14 protein-coding genes are annotated in these 16413 nt (G+C 38.9%); 5 read left to right on the forward strand and 9 right to left on the reverse strand.

All coding sequences use genetic code 11. The annotated features are described in order from the left end of the window. Positions 1–1257 (forward strand): hypothetical protein, encoded by a 1257-nt coding sequence (locus MN869_RS06820; RefSeq protein ID WP_033133532.1) that lies wholly within the window; start codon positions 1–3, stop codon positions 1255–1257. A gap of 40 nt (positions 1258–1297) precedes the next feature. Here the strand turns inward: MN869_RS06820 and MN869_RS06825 are convergent, their stop codons facing one another. The 8 genes from MN869_RS06825 to MN869_RS06860 form a co-directional block, all read right to left on the reverse strand. Further along, positions 1298–2104 carry an efflux RND transporter periplasmic adaptor subunit gene (locus MN869_RS06825; RefSeq protein WP_033133533.1) on the reverse strand — a complete coding sequence of 269 codons (807 nt, stop codon included), beginning with the start codon at positions 2102–2104 and terminating at the stop codon, positions 1298–1300. Continuing rightward, positions 2105–4105: a DEAD/DEAH box helicase gene (locus MN869_RS06830; RefSeq protein ID WP_243307009.1), complete on the reverse strand. Its 2001-nt coding sequence runs from the start codon at positions 4103–4105 to the stop codon at positions 2105–2107. Continuing rightward, positions 4098–6266, reverse strand: a complete 2169-nt coding sequence (locus MN869_RS06835; protein WP_241271298.1) for a site-2 protease family protein — start codon at positions 6264–6266, stop codon at positions 4098–4100. Before MN869_RS06835 ends, MN869_RS06830 begins: the two co-directional genes overlap by 8 nt. A 4-nt stretch (positions 6267–6270) precedes the next feature. Continuing rightward, positions 6271–7965 carry an efflux RND transporter periplasmic adaptor subunit gene (locus MN869_RS06840; RefSeq protein ID WP_033133535.1) on the reverse strand — a complete coding sequence of 565 codons (1695 nt, stop codon included), beginning with the start codon at positions 7963–7965 and terminating at the stop codon, positions 6271–6273. Positions 7966–7974: 9 nt separating this feature from the next. Further along, a complete protein-coding gene (locus MN869_RS06845; protein WP_033133536.1) occupies positions 7975–9357 on the reverse strand; it encodes a TolC family protein in 1383 nt (460 codons plus the stop codon). 779 nt (positions 9358–10136) lie between these two features. Further along, entirely contained in the window at positions 10137–10466 is a 330-nt protein-coding gene (locus tag MN869_RS06850; RefSeq protein WP_033133537.1) for a hypothetical protein, read from the reverse strand. A gap of 8 nt (positions 10467–10474) precedes the next feature. Further along, the gene (locus MN869_RS06855; RefSeq protein WP_033133538.1) at positions 10475–10888 is read right to left on the reverse strand and encodes a hypothetical protein; all 414 of its coding nucleotides are present in this window, start codon (positions 10886–10888) and stop codon (positions 10475–10477) included. A gap of 244 nt (positions 10889–11132) precedes the next feature. Then, positions 11133–11588: a helix-turn-helix domain-containing protein gene (locus MN869_RS06860; RefSeq protein WP_033133539.1), complete on the reverse strand. Its 456-nt coding sequence runs from the start codon at positions 11586–11588 to the stop codon at positions 11133–11135. A 163-nt stretch (positions 11589–11751) separates the two neighbouring features. On the opposite strand from MN869_RS06860, the gene MN869_RS06865 reads away from it, so the two are divergent. From MN869_RS06865 to MN869_RS06880, 4 genes are all read left to right on the forward strand, one after another. Continuing rightward, positions 11752–12618, forward strand: coding sequence for a metal-dependent hydrolase (locus MN869_RS06865; protein ID WP_033133540.1), 867 nt, complete (start codon positions 11752–11754; stop codon positions 12616–12618). A 129-nt stretch (positions 12619–12747) separates the two neighbouring features. Further along, positions 12748–13428 (forward strand): glutathione S-transferase family protein, encoded by a 681-nt coding sequence (locus MN869_RS06870; protein WP_033133541.1) that lies wholly within the window; start codon positions 12748–12750, stop codon positions 13426–13428. Further along, positions 13425–14192 (forward strand): SDR family NAD(P)-dependent oxidoreductase, encoded by a 768-nt coding sequence (locus MN869_RS06875; protein ID WP_033133542.1) that lies wholly within the window; start codon positions 13425–13427, stop codon positions 14190–14192. Before MN869_RS06870 ends, MN869_RS06875 begins: the two co-directional genes overlap by 4 nt. Position 14193: 1 nt before the next feature. Further along, positions 14194–14883, forward strand: coding sequence for an SDR family NAD(P)-dependent oxidoreductase (locus tag MN869_RS06880; RefSeq protein WP_033133543.1), 690 nt, complete (start codon positions 14194–14196; stop codon positions 14881–14883). A 12-nt stretch (positions 14884–14895) separates the two neighbouring features. Here MN869_RS06880 and MN869_RS06885 read toward each other — a convergent pair whose 3' ends face one another. Further along, positions 14896–16401: a PLP-dependent aminotransferase family protein gene (locus tag MN869_RS06885; protein ID WP_033133544.1), complete on the reverse strand. Its 1506-nt coding sequence runs from the start codon at positions 16399–16401 to the stop codon at positions 14896–14898. Positions 16402–16413 lie beyond the last annotated feature (12 nt).

Raw genomic sequence — 16413 nt, forward strand, 5'->3', positions numbered from 1 at the left:
ATGTCATTAGGTGCAATTTATTTATGGGAACCTGAGATTTTTACAGCTCAGATTCCTTCGCTGAATGAATCTGAGCGCGTAGCTTATGAGTTATACCAACAGCATCGAGATACGCCTGCAGCGGGTAAAAAGCTGCAAGATTGGGCGGAATATATGGTTCAAAAAGTCACCAATTCTGACTACAGCGAATATTTTTCAAAGGAAGTTCAGCAGTGGTGCATTAATTTACAGCATGGTCTCACCGCTGAGCCATGTGCGATATTAGAATTAGAACATTTTGATATAGTTGCACAGGGCGATGCTTTGTACAGGGTATTTTATGAGGCTGTCCAGAATTCAGGGGTTGGTTTTTATGAACCACGCTTTTCAGTGTGGGGAATCGGTCTTGTACAAGTTCCTGATCATGCAGTCACAGCTGTTTTAACGTCTTTTCTGAAACCTCTGAGTGCTGAGCAGCAGTCTTTTGAGCTAGACAAAATTGAAGCACCTCGCAATATAAAGAAAGCAGAAGAATTGTTTAAGTTATGGTGTTTACATCATCCTATTTTAAAAAATCTGGAGTTACATCGGTTTTATCGAAACTATGATTTTATTGAGCCTCAATGGAATCGCCCTGATGCTGAAAATAATATTAATAGTGGAATGAGACATTTCATATTTATTAGTGATAAAAACAGTATTTTTTATCAACTTAAAGTTATATTGTGGAGTTTAACTCAATCTCCAGACATTGATCTGACTTTGGATATTACAAATCATTTCTTAACAGAGGAAATGAAACATAAATTTGCGAAGAAACTTAAAATTAGAATAGATATCCCGGATATTAGAAATACTATGCAAAGACTATCAGGTGCTGAACAATTTTATGCATTAAATTTTAACTTGAATTCTAGATGGGAAAGCAGTTATGGGCTTAAAATATTTTTTCAGGAGTTTGATCGATTTATAAACTTTTTGCATCAGCATTTCGCAAACGGCAATTTAAGAAGTCTACAAACCTGGGCATATGGAGATGTTATTGATCATATTCTCGTGCAAATGCATTGGTCACAGGAACTCATGATTATTGCACTTGGGTTAGATAAGGATTATCTCGAAAAACGTTATCAATATCATTGTGAAATTCTTCGTAATGAAAAAAAAGACTCTGAGCTTGATTATTTAAACAATAGTTATGCAGAATATAAAGTATTAATGACTCTTGTTGAAGAGGCGGGTACTGCATTACCTCCATATCAGAAAATAGTTGGTTAAAGTTTTTAGAAAAATAATCATTCTTGGGTAAGATGTATTTTTATAAATACATCTTACAACGAATCCCACTCGGGAATTTAACACTGTTACTTTTGATGGTTGCACCCGCACTAAATGTACCAGAGCTTGCATCAATGACCTGATCGACATGGTCAAGCTGAATGATTGCTGCATATTTTTCAAATGGAGCTTCGGGAATCAATTTTAGCTTTTGTCCCTTTCTAACTGTATTAAAATACTTTAATGGAATAATTGCATTAATTTTAAATTGGTCTGTTTGTGCAATTTTTAAAATTGGATTTTTTCCTTCGGTTGGATTTACCAGACTTCCAGCATAAATATATTGTTGTATCACGACGCCGTTAAAAGGACTATAAATGGTTCTGCGATTTAAATCGGCCTGACTTTGTTTGTATTCATATTCAGCCTGTTTAATATTTTCCTGTGCAGTCTGCAATTCTGAACGGGCTTGCTGTAGCTCACTATATGCATCGTCATAGGCTTGTTTTGAGACAAAATTTTCCGCCAGTAGTTGTTTCATACGATTTACTTTGCTTTCGGCATGTTCGATTTTAGAACGTGCCGTATTGGCTGAACCGCGTAATTGCGTTCGAAAATATGCAGTTTGCGTAGCGGATTTTTCTACACTTGATTCGATTTGTGCCAGAACTTGTCCTTTTTTAATTGGCATACCGGATTTAACTGGAATATTTTGCAAAATACCTGTAATCGGGCTGCGAATTTCAACAATTTGTGCAGGCTGTACCATACATGCAAAATTTAATGAATCTGCAAGCACTGAGGTAGAACAGCTGAGAGTGGCGAAGAAAACAAGTGCGTATTTCATTTAATAAATTTTTCCAGCAAAGCCAATTTGAGAGTTTAATTTTTTATCTTGTTTAAACATTGAGATACGATTGCGATAAGCTCGTTTCTGACATTTCTTCTGCATATGTTTGACTGCAAGACTTAAAAAATAGTGTCTAAGTACATAGATAGGGATGAGATTGAGTAGATAGATTAACCCTTGGATATTTTGTTGCATGAGTTGATCTTCACCTGAAACATAGGCAACGCATGAGCCTTGATCTCCCTGACGTCCAGCTCGACCATAGAGTTGACGGTCAATACGAGCGGATTCATGAAATTCAGTTAAAATGACATGTAGACCACCGGCTTGTTTAGTTTCTGGGCGCAGTTTAATATCGGTACCACGCCCAGCCATGTTGGTCGCTACCGTAATTTTTCCGCTGTGACCCGCTTCAGCAATGATGGCGGCTTCCTGTGCATCTTGGCGCGCATTTAATACAATATGCTCAATGTTGAGTTGTGTCAGGGCCTCGGAAATAGCTTCTGAGGCTTCGATACTACGCGTACCCACCAAAACAGAACGATTTGCATCTGCCATTGTTTTTGCATGCTGGGCAATCGCGATATATTTCTGTTGATTATTTTTAAAATAATGATGTTTAAATTGCTTACGCTTAGATGGAATATTCGGCGGGATTTGGCAAACTTTTAAGCGATAAATCATCCAGAGTTCTTTTGAAACTTCTAAACCGGTTCCTGTGAGCCCAGATAACAGTAAATATCGTCTAAAAAAACGCTGAAAGGTCATGCGCGCTAACGTATCTCGACCTTTAGTCAGTTCTACCTTTTCTTTTGCTTCAATCAGTTGGTGTAGACCTTGCTCCCAAGAACGATCAGCCATGATTCGTCCTGTGGATTCGTCTACAATCTGAATTTTATTGTCTTGAATAATGTAATGTTGGTCTTTATGGTAGAGGTGTAATGCCGTCAAAGCTTGTTTAATCAGCAGCATTTTCCAAGCATGGTTATACCATATTGGGCGTACATTCTGAGGAAGTGGAATTTCTTTATTGACAGGGATTTTTTCAATATCAACATGATGCTCAGCTTCGAGTATTGAAAAATCAACGTCTGCAACAAGCTGCTGTGCTTGTTCAATTGCCCAGTGAATTATGGCTGCTTCAATAAGCCCTTCAGCTTCTTGAGAGATAACCATAGGGGTTTGAGCTTCATCAATAAATACGCTATCCGCTTCATCCACGATACAGAAGTGCAGTGCAGGAACAATCATCCCGTCATCAGAAGTTTGTCCCGTTGCCAATGCACGTAAGTTTTCAATTTGGCGTGGTTGAGTACCTTTGCCTGAAATATGGTCTTTTAGATAATCAAAAACAATTTCATTGGCACTCACATAGCAAATTTGCTTGTGATAATTTTCCTTTCTTTCTGGAATTTCCATTTCACCATAAATGGCAGCGCTACTCAGTTGAAAAAACTGAAATAAAGAACGTAATTCCTCTTCGTCACGTTGTGCTAAATATGCATTGGTCGTGAGAACATGAACAAAATTTCCTGTTGCCGCCATAATAGTTGCTGCCATACCAGCAACCAGCGTTTTACCTTCTCCAGTGGGCATTTCAGCAAGGCGGCCCGTTAGTAGAATATAGGCACCCATAAATTGAACAGGATGTGGGTAAATATTGAAGACACGGGAGATGCCTTCTCCTACGCAAGCAAAAATTACAGCGATTGCGGTATCATGTGAGGGCTGTGTTGATAAATCGTGAATGGCTTGTTGAAATTTTTGTATGAGCTGTTCTTGATCAAGCTGTTTTAATGCGTCTCGGAGCGGTGAAATTGCTTGAGCAAACTTTTGAATATGTGTTCTGGAAATTTTTTTTGCGGGAATCCAGCCTAAAAGGTTGGCAAAGAAAATTTCTAATTTATGCAATTCCTGATCTTTTTGTTCTACACGCGCAACGTTAGATAGATGAAAAGGGCGCAAGGATAAGCTCTGAACCACCCGTAAATTAGACATAGAACTGCTCCAAAAATAATTGATGCAATTTTCTGATCCACTGCCATGCCAGTGGCGAATAACCTAAATCATAACGAACGTATGCGACATCACCAAATACGGAAGAGTCCAACGGTTGTGATAATTGAATATCGAGATCGAAATAGTTTTGTAAAGCTGTTGTACCTTCCTGATCATTGGGGTCAACGGTGATGTTTCCTCCCGCCTGACTACCTAATGCTGAAGAGAGAAGTTTCTTTTGTGTTTGTGGTGTACTTCGAATAATTTTGCCTGTATAAACCACATCAAAATGGTTTTTAAATCGGATTTCGATTCCTTTTAACCTTGTTTGAATCAAATCATAATCTTGTTGTAAAACGGCACCACGAACAATCTGAGCGGGTTGATTGATGACGTAACCAATGATATCCCCACGCTTGTAAAATCTTTGATTGAGTTCAATGCTATCTTTAGCAAACCAGTGACCAGCAAGTGGGCTATAGACTTGAAGTTGTTCAAATTTGGTCTGATATTGTTGAAGTTGCTGCACAGCACCTTGTTTTTGATACTCTAATTTACGTTGTTGCGATATATCATCAAGTGAAGCTTGTCTGAGTTTATAATCTAATTCTTCAACCTGTAGTTTTTGTAGTTCATATTTTTCGGTGAGTTCAGCATTAGACAGTTGAAAAAGCATTTGGTTTTGCTGAATTTGATTGTTTTTCAAATTGATTGTTGCAATATGACCTGATTCATTGGCTCGAATGATTGACTCTTCAGGCATCCATACGATGGCCTGCTGAGTACTAAAATAAGGAAAGGGGAGAATAAAAAAAATCACGATAAGCGTGGCAAGAATTCCCCAGAAACGTCGGACTGCCTGATCACGATATTTTGACAATGTCGCTCCTTGATAGATATGTTTAATGCCTTTATAGAGAGGTAAAACAATGGTCATAAATCCAGAAATAAAGGCCAGAATGACACCAAAGAAAAAATATTTCTGAGCCACAAACCAAATTAAGCTCACCATGATGGTGATGCGGTAGATTGGAGAGATAAAACCATAACTAATTAGCCAAAATTTTTCATTTTCAGCAGCATAGGGAGGTTGAGCTGTTTTAGCGCCCAAAAGATAACGGTCAGATAAATAAACCCAATATTTTGTTGCTCGACCTGCTAAATTTGGAATTTCAAGTAAATCAGACAAAATATAGTAACCGTCATAACGCATCAATGGATTACCATTGACCAACACGGTGGAAACAGTTGCGATAAAGATGACGTTATAAGCAAAAGCATGAATGAGTCCAGATTCGGTGGAGACCCATAGGTAAATGGCAATTGCACCCAATAATAATTCTGTCAATATGCCTGCAATAGATACAGCAATCCTTTGCCACTTGGAAATAAAGTGATAGGACGAGGTGGCATCAACATACGGGATGGGAATAAATAGAATGAACATCAAGCCCATTTCTCGAACATTACCATTCCATGCTTTTATGGCTAAGCCATGAGCGAATTCATGAATTAATTTAACAATTGGATAGGTAAACCAAAGAATTAACAGGTTACTTGTAGACAATACCCGATCTGACAAATTATTGGTTAGGCTTTGCCAATGTTCGGCAAGCAATAATAAGGCCGGGCATACGATCATCAACCAAATGAGTAGACCCCAGATGCTAAAAACTGATTGAGCGACTTTTTGTAATTGATTAAAAAACCGATCTGGATAAACCAATGGTATTTTGAGACTCATCGGATTTAAGAACGATTGCTTTAATTTATTGAATTTATGCTTCTTAAACCGTTTAAACATTTCCTCTGCATCAAAAGATACTTCAGTTTGTAGCAGGTCGTTGTTATAGAGCTGAGTCAGAAGCTGGACTAATTCATTTTGGCTAATTGCTCGATATTGTTTATTTAAATGAATATTTTGTTGTTCGATATATTCTGCTGCTTTATCCCAAATTTGTTCTACATTGGATTGGCCGTCTAATAAGGTAATGACATACCATGTTTCAGGGTTAACTCGCACAAACCGCTGCGACATGGGTTCAAACAACAGAAACCACGCACGACCTCTTAGCGTGCGTGGTAGAACCTCAATATTCTGGCGTAATTGGGGTCTAAGATGCCGCACCAGATGCCAATGTTCAGAGAATAAGCTTTGCATCGCTTTACCAGTTCGCCCAGATTTTTAATTTCATCCAGTTGATGAAATCTCGTGACCAGCGAAGCAGTAGGTTGGTTTTACCAACCGTAATTTTTCCAACACCTTGCATACCTGGGGTCAGGGCAGGGGGAGAATCTAACCAAGCAGCCTCAACTTTAAAGCCATTCACATTACTTTGAACAGAAGCGACTGGTGTAATACGGGTAATACGAATAGGGAAAGTTTGATCTGGCAAACCTGTCAGTTTTAAATTTCCCTTTTGATCTTTTTCAATCAAGTGAATGTCTTTATCTGCCACATGTAAGATCACTTTATAGGCATCTTGTGATGCAATCTGGAAGAGTTCCTTACCATCTTCAATAGGGGTTCCAATTTGTTGAATCCAGTCTCCATCAATAACTGTTCCTGTTATTGGGGCGGATACTCGGGTTTGATTGATCTTTCTTTGTAGTGTTTGGATTTTGGTTTCTTGCTGTTTAATTTGATTTGCGGCTAAACCACTATCTGTTAAATTTTGATCTGCCATTGCGATGCGAAATTGATGCTGTGCTTGATCCAATAGGCTTTGTTGTTCAGCCAGTTGAATTTTTAAATCGGTATTATCGAGTTGAATTAAGGCTTGGTCTTTTTGGACTTTATCTCCAGGACGAACAAATACCTTTTCTATAAAACCTTGCGTTGGTGCAGGAATAATCCAGCGAGTTTTACCTTCAACATTTAGGTTGGCAGTGACGAGTTTGTCGACAGGAATTAAGGTGATACAGAGTAAAAATAAGATGATAAGACTGGTGAGAATTTTCCAAGTATAGTGGCCATCTGAACTGTATTTTTTGAATAAATTACGACTAGATTGAAGGCTATGGCCAATTAAACTCTGTTCTGATTGATACCAATGTTGAAGTAGTGGCTGAATTAAATCACTGTTACTTTTTAAATAGATACTTAACTCTGCTTGAGTATTTTGGTGTTCAAACGCGCGGTCATTTGCCACAAGTATTGCTTGGATCTTTCCTTGGTTAAAAATAGGGTAACCAAACCAACTATGCTCATGTAATTCATGTTGTAAAAATAAGGTTTGCAACGCAATTTCATTTAATTTTTGCATATCGGCAGCGCCTTTTTCTGTCCAAGACAGCTCAGACGAGACGATCCATTTGACTTTATGTGGGCCTTCGACCATTAAATAATTTAGTTGAATGTTCGTATGCTGGGGAAACCGATGCCGAATATAACTTGTTGTTTGATTAATCCATTCTTGTGCGGCAACCCTAAATTGGTCTTGATTCACGACGTGAGCAAAAATCTCAAGTAACTGTTCTGCTTGAAAAGCGTGCTGTAGTTTTTGGCTTTGCTGTTCGTAGAATAACCAGCCCATACTGGTACGTATTAGTTCCAGAGTGACTTCATTAATAGGAGGAGCTATTGATAGGCCAATAATAGATGATGTATTGGAATATGTTAATAAATAGCCAATGATGTAAGTCGACTCATTTTTTTGAATAACAACTGGCTGTTCTGCTGTTAATTGAAGTTTGAGTGATGCCCATAACTCCTGTAGCTTCTGATCCTGAAAAGCATGCGTACCTAGATCGATTAAATTTTCAAAGCATATATCTAATACATTGACGTTTAAACGCTTTAAGTTAAGTATCCAAATCTGAATAGAATTAGGTAAGTCATTCATTTTATTATTGAGCATGGTTGTAACTTAATTCTGTAGAGTAAGGGAGGGATGGAAAATTTGATCAAGATCAAAAATTTCTTGTTCTATCAATGTGCCTGTCGTTATTTTTAACTTGAGATAGTTTTGCCATGCTTCATACCATGCAGATACGCGTTCTTGTCTTGCTTCAAAATATTTGGCTTGTGCTTCTAAAACCTCAGCATTAACACGCATGCCAACCTCATATGCCCGTTTGTTGGCTATCCATGCTTTTTGAGATGAAGATTCAGCATCTTGCATGCCTTTGGTTTTTGATATAGCAGCTAGCGAGCTGTAAAAGTTATCCAGCATTTGGGCTTTCTGCTTTTGAGTCGTTAACAATAACTCATTTTTATTTTTTTCTAATGACGCTTTTTGCTCTTTAATTTTGAAGTAGTTTTCGGAATTATACATCGGAATGTTTAATTCAAGACCATATAAATAATCTAAGCCATTCTGTTTATTGGTAAATGCGGAATCTTGAGAGTCAAAATTTCGACTCATTTTCGCGGAAAAATTAAGTACAGGATATTTTTCAGCTTTGGATTGTTTTATTTCATTTTGAGATACTTTTAAGTTTAGCTCAGAGATTCGAATTTGATGATTATTTGTCAGCAAAAATTGGTTATATAAGGATTGATCCCCATAGGATAACGGTGGCAGTGTTTCAACGGGAATCTTATTTTTAGTAAACGCAACGTCATCTGTACCTATAAATTCAGCCAGAATACTTAATTCTTTATAGATCTCGAAATTGGTACTTTGCTCTTGACTTTGTAAGGTTGAAAACTTGGCTTCTGCTTCCTTTAGATCGGTAATGGACACCATACCTTGATTAAAGTTTGCAATTGCCATTTGCTTTTGTTCTAGAACCAAAACTTTTTGTTGCTGTATCAGTTCAAGTTTGGACTTTAGGCTGAGTATTTTAAAATACTGGTCTACAATATTCTGCAATAATTCGTTATAGCTCACTTGGAATTGTTCTAAAGAAATTTCTTCCCCAATTTTGGCTGTTGAAATCGTTTCATCTTGTATTTTATTGTAAACAGGTATTGAAAACTGTATTGCATAATTACGTACACGGTAATCTATTTCACTTTGCCCTGGGCGTTTATTTTGGCCCATTTTTTCTTGAGCACTGAAATTAATCTTAGCCTCTTTACTTGCTCGCGCCTGATTTAATTTTTGCTTGGCTATTTCCTTTTGTGCTTCAGCGAGAGGTAAATGAGGAGAATAGAGTTTTGCTTTCTGGAAGAGTGTAAATAAATTATCTGCACAGGCTTGCTGTGTAAACAAGATTGTTGCCATTGCACAGAGGAGACTTTGTGTAAAAAAATGTCGGTTTTTATTCATGATGTAATGAATTGTATGTTTTTGTAATTTTTGCATAAAAATTAAGAATTGAATAGAGGGCTTTATAAAAGATTTACTGAAGCTATGATCGTAGATAAATTTTATGAGAATTCTTCACCATTAAATTAATTTGATACTTTGATTGTTTATTATTTTTAATAAAATATTTAATTTTTGATTGTTTTAAAGACTAAAGTGTTGTAATTGGAGGGGGATATTAAATTTTTTATTTAGTGGCAAACTCCATATTTTTATTTTATCAATTTGGATTCTATTAGTGGGTGTTTTTCAACATCAAATTTCTGTAAGGGTTTATTCATCTGTATAATCTTTAGATAAGTAAACCAGCATCTAAAACTTATGAGTGCAACTAATTACCTTCCTTTAACAATTTGGTTGAATCTTGGTTAGGTATGGTATTGTGAATTAAGCTAAGGCCTATACTAAAAGTCTTTAACTTTGTGGGTCAAAGAGGGGTAATTTTGAATTCTGATACAAATAAAATCTGATGTTATTGCTATAGTTTAACTAAGGCCATCTCTAGAAAATATCTAAATTTATATACCGGTATACAGACTTAACTAGTAATAGGCTGGGATTTTTATACCTATTGCATAACTTTATATGCCAACTTATAGCGTTATTTTCTGTATATCGCTTCCTGAGTGGATTGCACTCTCTAAAATTTAGATGGTAATACTATTCTGTGAAACAGTATTACCATCTAAAGACAAAAAATCTGGCTTTGTATAGAGCTTAAGTCAGAATTACGGAATTGATGTTATTAAACAATTTTCTTTGTTTACCTATCCAATCTAAGAGTTAATGGTCATACAAATATCATAATGTTTTTTCATAAATTTTTTAATAAGCTCTTTCTTTTCGGCTTTGCTTTTACCCATTTTCTCCTGGTAAGCCATTGTTAACAATGAGTTATAATAGCGGTAATTTTGTGTAGAAAGTCTCCCCATTCCATATACAATGTCTAGATTTTCCCTACTTTCCTTCAATGTTTTACCTGTAGTCCGCCATCCCATAACTTCTCCAGCCACGTTTGCATGTTCTAAACATGCTTGATTAGCTGCCTGAACCGTTGTCACTGTAAAGTAAAACAAGACAGATAATAAAATTTTAATTAAATTCATAGGTTGTTCTATTTTCTAGCCGCTTCGCACATCATTAAGTTCAATTGACCAAATGCTTTGGCACGTTCTTCCTTAATCTTTTCCGTTTCACCTACTGAACTTTCCCAAGCGAACTCCAGCATCTGATTAACATATTCATGTTCAAGTTGGCTTAGTTTACCATTAGCATATCCTTGATCATTAGCCGTTTTATATGCTGCCTTAGAATTCTTGTTATCCTGGCGTAACTGCATTATTGCTTTAGCTAAACTTGCCACTTCATTACAATCTTCTGCAAGTTTATCAGCCCCTTCAATTGGGAATGGCGTTGGGTTTTCTGTTGGCATCTGTACTTCTGCATCAGCCGTAGTTTTTCCTGGTGGAAGTGTTTTGCTACAACCAGCCAAAGCAAGCATTAATCCAATTATTAATAATTTTTTCATGTTTTACCCATTTTCTAATGTTTAAAACCCCATACCTTAGTCGGGATGTTTAAATTTGTCACGAAATTTTAATTAAATAGAAAACATTGTTTTTTATTAAAAATAATATGTTTTTGCATGTAAACTTAACCACTTGATAAAATAAATAGATCGAGAATATTTAAGCTAAGAGTTTTTTTGTAGATGGTTACAACAGGTTCAGTAACGATTTGGGTAAGTGCTGTTCACTTGTCATGCCTTACTCTCATTCCTCATCCGCCACATAAACAGGCGACATCTGCCTGGCATCAAGAGGCTGCTTGCAACAATCACAAGTTAGGCTTGGGCTGGTCACATGCCCACAGCTTTTGTGCAGATAACGCAGCTCAGGAAATTGCTTATTTTCATTCTGCCAAATATTGCCCCATGTACTCATGGTGACAATAATCGGATATAGCGCTAAACCCTTTTCAGTCAGCTTATACTCATAACGCTTCGGTGCTTCGTGATACAGCACTTTCTCAAAAATCTTGTGCTCCACCAAGCGGTTAATACGTTCGGTCAGCAAATGACGGGTGATGCCCAACTGCTTTTGAAAATCATCAAAACGACGGGTTTTCATAAAAGCATTACGAATAATCAGCAGGGTCCAACGGTCGCCAAAAATTGACAAAGTCCGTGCAATTGGACAATTCATTTCACCGAGTTCATGCCATTTCATCGCAATACCATCTATATGTCTTTACAGGAAGCAGGCTGTCATTTTAGGACAACTTGAACGATTAAGATATCCGCTTTATTGACAACTTATCATAGCAGCTATATTTTTCAATTAAGTTCTTTTTTGGAACTTAATATTTTGAGATCTATTCTTGAGGTGAGTTATGTCTGCGTCAGCGTTAAAAGAAAAATCAAAGCAAAAGATACCTGCATCATTTCCAGTCCGCCGTATGGATTATGAATTTCAGGATATGCCTAAATATTGGTGTAATGATGAGCCAACCTTTACTCATTATTTCACGGGACTTTCCACTCTATTTCCTGAAGGAGAGTCTTACTTTGTCCGTTCAGTCAGGGCTTTGCGTGACCAAGTCAAAAGTAACCCACAACTGGATCGTGATATTGGTGCATTCATTGGTCAGGAAGCCATGCATTCCAAAGAACACCATGCCTTTCATGTTAGTGCACAACAATATGGGCTAGATCCTGAATCATTGGAAAAAGCGACAGGCATCATCCTCAAAGCGATTGAACGAACTTTCCCGAAAAAGTGGAATCTCTTGGTGACGGTTGGGCTGGAACATTACACCGCAGTACTGGTGGTGGAGATGATGAAAAACGTCAATGAATTAATGACCGATACTACCATTCGAAATCTCTGGCTGTGGCACAGTGTGGAAGAAACCGAACACAAAGCGGTTGCCTATGATATGTATGAATATCTCTATGGCAAAGGGCTTGATGCCTATATCCCACGGGTTGCGATTTTTAGCCTGAGCTTGGTTCTTATCACAACCTTCTCGAATGTCTACCAAGTGGTATTGATGTCCAGAGATAAGCAATTACTCAATCTAAAATCGTGGGCTAAATTTGCAGGCTTTACTGTGCAGGCCTATCGAAAATTGGTGCCACAATTTTTTTCTTATTATCGTCGTGACTTCCATCCCAACGATACCGATGAGTCTGACATCGTGGCAAAAACCAAAATCAAAATTGGCCTGTCTCCTGAGCAGTCGACTTTCGTGCATTAATAAATTGTAGAGAAAATCATCTACATGAATGCATCGCCAAAGGGACAAATATCTGTAAGATAAGTGCAGTGAGCGCCAAGCTGCTCACTTATCACCGAGATGAATTCAATAAAAAATGGATAGATAACAATGAGTACAGTGGTCTTACATCAATGGGAAATTTCACCGTTCTGCAAAAAAGTCGCACGCATGTTAGCGTTTAAAGGCATTCCATTTGAAACTGTAAATTATAACGGTGTATTGGGGGCCAAAGTCCCAATGTTGAGTAAAGTCGGTAAAGTCCCTGTGCTGGACATTAACGGACAACGCATTCAGGACAGTACCCGCATTGCGCGTTATTTGGATGAAGCTTATCCAGATTTGCCACTTTTATATCCTGTAGATCCACTACAAAAAGCCTATGTCGAATTGTGGGAAGACTGGTCCGATGAGTTGTTATATTTCTATGAAGTGTATTTTCGGGTCAGTGATGCTGATGCCTTGAATCAAGCGGTGGCCATCAGTGCAGAGGGTCGTCCCAAGCATGAGGTTGTACTGATGAAACCTTTGCTCAAGGCTGCTTTGAATATGCAAGTGAAGATGCAAGGTACGGGGCGAATGGCAAAGGCTGATATCGAAGCAGAATTTACACGGCACTTAGAACGCATTGAATTGGTATTAGGTCAAACGGGTTGGCTGGTTGGCGAAGTCAAAACCATTGCCGATATTGCAGTCGGTTCTCAACTGTTAGAAGTGATACGCACCAGTAAAATCTGGGGGCCAAAAATTAACAGCTATCCGCATATTCAGCATTGGATACAACAATTATGAATCAGGTCGATCAAGCTCCAACTCAGCCAACAGGGATTGTCGTCGTGATTGGCGTTGGAGCAGAACAAGGCATTGGTGCAGCGGTGTGTTGCCGTTTTGCCCATGAGCAATTCAAAGTTTATGTGGTGGGGCGAACGCTCAATAAAGTTGAAAAAGTGGCTGCGACAATTAATGGTCAAGGTGGGCAAGCAGTGGCTTATGCACTGGATGCTGAAAATCAGCAACAGGTCCAGACCTTGTTTGAGCATTTAAGCGATCAGCCAGAAGCATTGGCAGCAGTGATCCATAATGTGGGGGGGAATATTCCTTCGATCTTTTTACAGAGCAGTTTAAAGTTTTTTAGCCAAATGTGGCGTTCGACCTTTTTATCTGCGGTATTGGTGGCGCAGCGTAGTTTGCCCATTTTTCAAAAACAACAGCAGGGCAGCTTGATTTTTACTGGTGCCAGTGCCTCATTGCGCGGGAAACCTTTTTTTGCTGCATTTACCATGGGTAAGTCTGCGCTGAGAAGCTATGCCTTAAATTTGGCAGCGCTATATCGTTCTCAAAATATCCATGTGGCGCATGTGGTGGTAGATGGCATGGTCGATGGTGATCGTGTCAATAAAGCCTTATGGGGCTTGGGGCGGCTGGCGCGGTTAACTCGTGGCACAGGTGGTTTAAATATTGAGGCAATTGCCGAAAATTACTGGATGCTCTATCAGCAAAATGCTGACTTATGGACGCATGAATTGGATCTACGTCCTTATCAGGAGAAATTCTAAGATGAGTAAGTTGTTACCACAATGGTTTAAATCCAAACGAAAAACCAAGGGCTGTATTGTGATTGTGGGCAATGATGTCCAGCAACTCAGCCAACTTTTTGCTGAGCAAGTTCAGTGCGATGCTCTGCCTGTTTATCAACTGCAGCATGATGCGATACAAACACAGCCAAAAATTGAAGTTCAAGCGGAGGGGCTGATCGCTGTTCGACTCAATCTACTTGATGCTGCTTCGCTAAAAAGTGTTATGCAGCAGATTCAGAAAGCAGGGCATTTTGTCGATTTATGCATTTTTCAGCCTGACTTTGTGCTACCTGAAAATAGTCATGCATTGTCCGCTGAACAGCTTGAGAACTATTGGCAAAACACAGGTTTAACGGCGGTGAGTATTGCCCAAGCTGTAATTCGGCAGATGCTGCCGAAACAGCAAGGCACCTTGATCTTTTTAGGGACTCAGCAGCCCGTCGAATCGGAGCAGGATTTATTTAGTCAAAGCATGTCTGCCAGTATTCGCGCTTTAGCACAGTCCTTAGCCAGAGAGTTCCACCCCAAGGGCATTCATGTGGTCTATTGTGTGGTGCCACATTTGCAAAATGAAAACAATGAATTAATGCAATCATTGCAACAGACCTGTTGGCATTTGTACCAACAACCTAGGTCGACATGGAGTCAGGAACTGCGCTTAGGATTATAAAATCATGCGCATTCAATCGTCGGGCTGAAATGTGCCATAGAGCAAACGGATGATGTTTGAAATTTCCGTTTCATTAATGGCAGCATAACCAAAGCGGATATGAAAATGCTCATTAGATTGCTGACCTTGCTCCGAAAAATGCGCTTCGGCATCAATATGCAATTGATTCAGTAGCTCGGCATATTCAGCACGATAGGGAAATTTAAATTTGACCCATAAGGCCATACCCCCCAATGGTGAGTTGATTTCGACCTGATCTTTAAATACCGCTTGCAAGCGACCCAGCGCAAAGTCGCGCCGTTGTTGATAAACCTTGCGCATCTTGCGGATATGCCGTTTGATTTCCCCCTGTTGCATCAGTTCCGCCATCGCCAGTTCAGTGATGATATTGCCTTGTTTATCGATCAATAAAATATCCTGATTCATGGCGTGGATGATGTCTCGATTGGCGACCACATAACCAATTCTTAGGCTTGGGGCAAAGACCTTGGACAGTGAACCAATATGAATCACCTTTTCTGCATGCGGTAAGCTGATCAGCGGTGGAATTGGGCGGCTGTCATAATGAAACTCATGGTCATAGTCATCTTCAATAATATAAAAATCAAAAGCCTTCGACAGTTCCAATAGTTTCAGGCGTCGATCCATGGCCATGGTTACGGTGCTGGGATATTGATGATGTGGGGTGGTATAGATTGCAGCCAGAGCATACTTTTCTAATATTTCTTCCAGATGTTCAATATCAAGACCGTGTTGATCTAGTCGAACCCGAACGATGTGATAATGATGCGATAAAAAGGTTTCGACAGCAGGTGGATAAGACCATTGTTCCACCACAATCACTTTGCGTGATGAGCTTTGTTTAGCCAGCACACGAGCCGCTAAAAAAATCCCCATTTGGCTACCACGAACCACACAGATATTGTCAACGCTGGTTTTAATAAAACGTTCCATCGACAGCATTTGCAGCAATGCCTGACGTAATTCAATACTGCCTTGAGGATCGCCATAGCCCATGATCTGAGAACGGGTCACTTGAATCAGGGCATGTCGATAAGCACGGGAAAATAATTCATAAGGGATGAGGCGCGTATCTGGAATGCCATCATTCTTAATTGCTACTAGACTGATTGTATTGGATGAAGGATTAGGTTCTGCTGCTGCATTGATCTTTTTATGTTTTAACTCAGGCAAATTCTCCGCCACAAAAGTGCCTTGGCGTGGCTTAGAGATCAACCAACCTTGTGCCTCTAAATCCTCATAAACCGACTGTACGGTTTTACGATTAATTCTTAATTCATCGGCAAGCGAGCGCGAGCCAGACAGACGTGAACCTGAGCTGAGCCGTCCAGACAGAATCTCTTCAATAATCTGATTGGCCAATTTGAGAAAGATGGTTTTTTCTTCTCGGTCTTCAAGATGAAGACGAATCTTCCATGGCTGCTGCATGCTGATCTGGACCATATAAGTTTTAAAAACTGGATATTTTAACTCATCCACTGACTTCGTATTCTGCATCTGTCCCATCCA

The sequence above is a fragment of the Acinetobacter sp. NIPH1876 genome, from assembly GCF_022808535.1.
GTDB lineage: Bacteria > Pseudomonadota > Gammaproteobacteria > Pseudomonadales > Moraxellaceae > Acinetobacter > Acinetobacter higginsii.

Bases quoted from the DNA above. Each gene is read 5' to 3' on its own strand.
- MN869_RS06845 (WP_033133536.1), bottom strand. From the start codon at position 9,357: ATGCAAAAATTACAAAAACATACAATTCATTACATCATGAATAAAAAC.
- MN869_RS06830 (WP_243307009.1), bottom strand. From the start codon at position 4,105: ATGTCTAATTTACGGGTGGTTCAGAGCTTATCCTTGCGCCCTTTTCAT.
- MN869_RS06875 (WP_033133542.1), top strand. From the start codon at position 13,425: ATGAATCAGGTCGATCAAGCTCCAACTCAGCCAACAGGGATTGTCGTC.
- MN869_RS06850 (WP_033133537.1), bottom strand. From the start codon at position 10,466: ATGAATTTAATTAAAATTTTATTATCTGTCTTGTTTTACTTTACAGTG.
- MN869_RS06860 (WP_033133539.1), bottom strand. From the start codon at position 11,588: ATGAAATGGCATGAACTCGGTGAAATGAATTGTCCAATTGCACGGACT.
- MN869_RS06870 (WP_033133541.1), top strand. From the start codon at position 12,748: ATGAGTACAGTGGTCTTACATCAATGGGAAATTTCACCGTTCTGCAAA.
- MN869_RS06885 (WP_033133544.1), bottom strand. From the start codon at position 16,401: ATGCAGAATACGAAGTCAGTGGATGAGTTAAAATATCCAGTTTTTAAA.
- MN869_RS06840 (WP_033133535.1), bottom strand. From the start codon at position 7,965: ATGCTCAATAATAAAATGAATGACTTACCTAATTCTATTCAGATTTGG.
- MN869_RS06835 (WP_241271298.1), bottom strand. From the start codon at position 6,266: ATGCAAAGCTTATTCTCTGAACATTGGCATCTGGTGCGGCATCTTAGA.
- MN869_RS06825 (WP_033133533.1), bottom strand. From the start codon at position 2,104: ATGAAATACGCACTTGTTTTCTTCGCCACTCTCAGCTGTTCTACCTCA.
- MN869_RS06820 (WP_033133532.1), top strand. From the start codon at position 1: ATGTCATTAGGTGCAATTTATTTATGGGAACCTGAGATTTTTACAGCT.
- MN869_RS06880 (WP_033133543.1), top strand. From the start codon at position 14,194: ATGAGTAAGTTGTTACCACAATGGTTTAAATCCAAACGAAAAACCAAG.
- MN869_RS06865 (WP_033133540.1), top strand. From the start codon at position 11,752: ATGTCTGCGTCAGCGTTAAAAGAAAAATCAAAGCAAAAGATACCTGCA.
- MN869_RS06855 (WP_033133538.1), bottom strand. From the start codon at position 10,888: ATGAAAAAATTATTAATAATTGGATTAATGCTTGCTTTGGCTGGTTGT.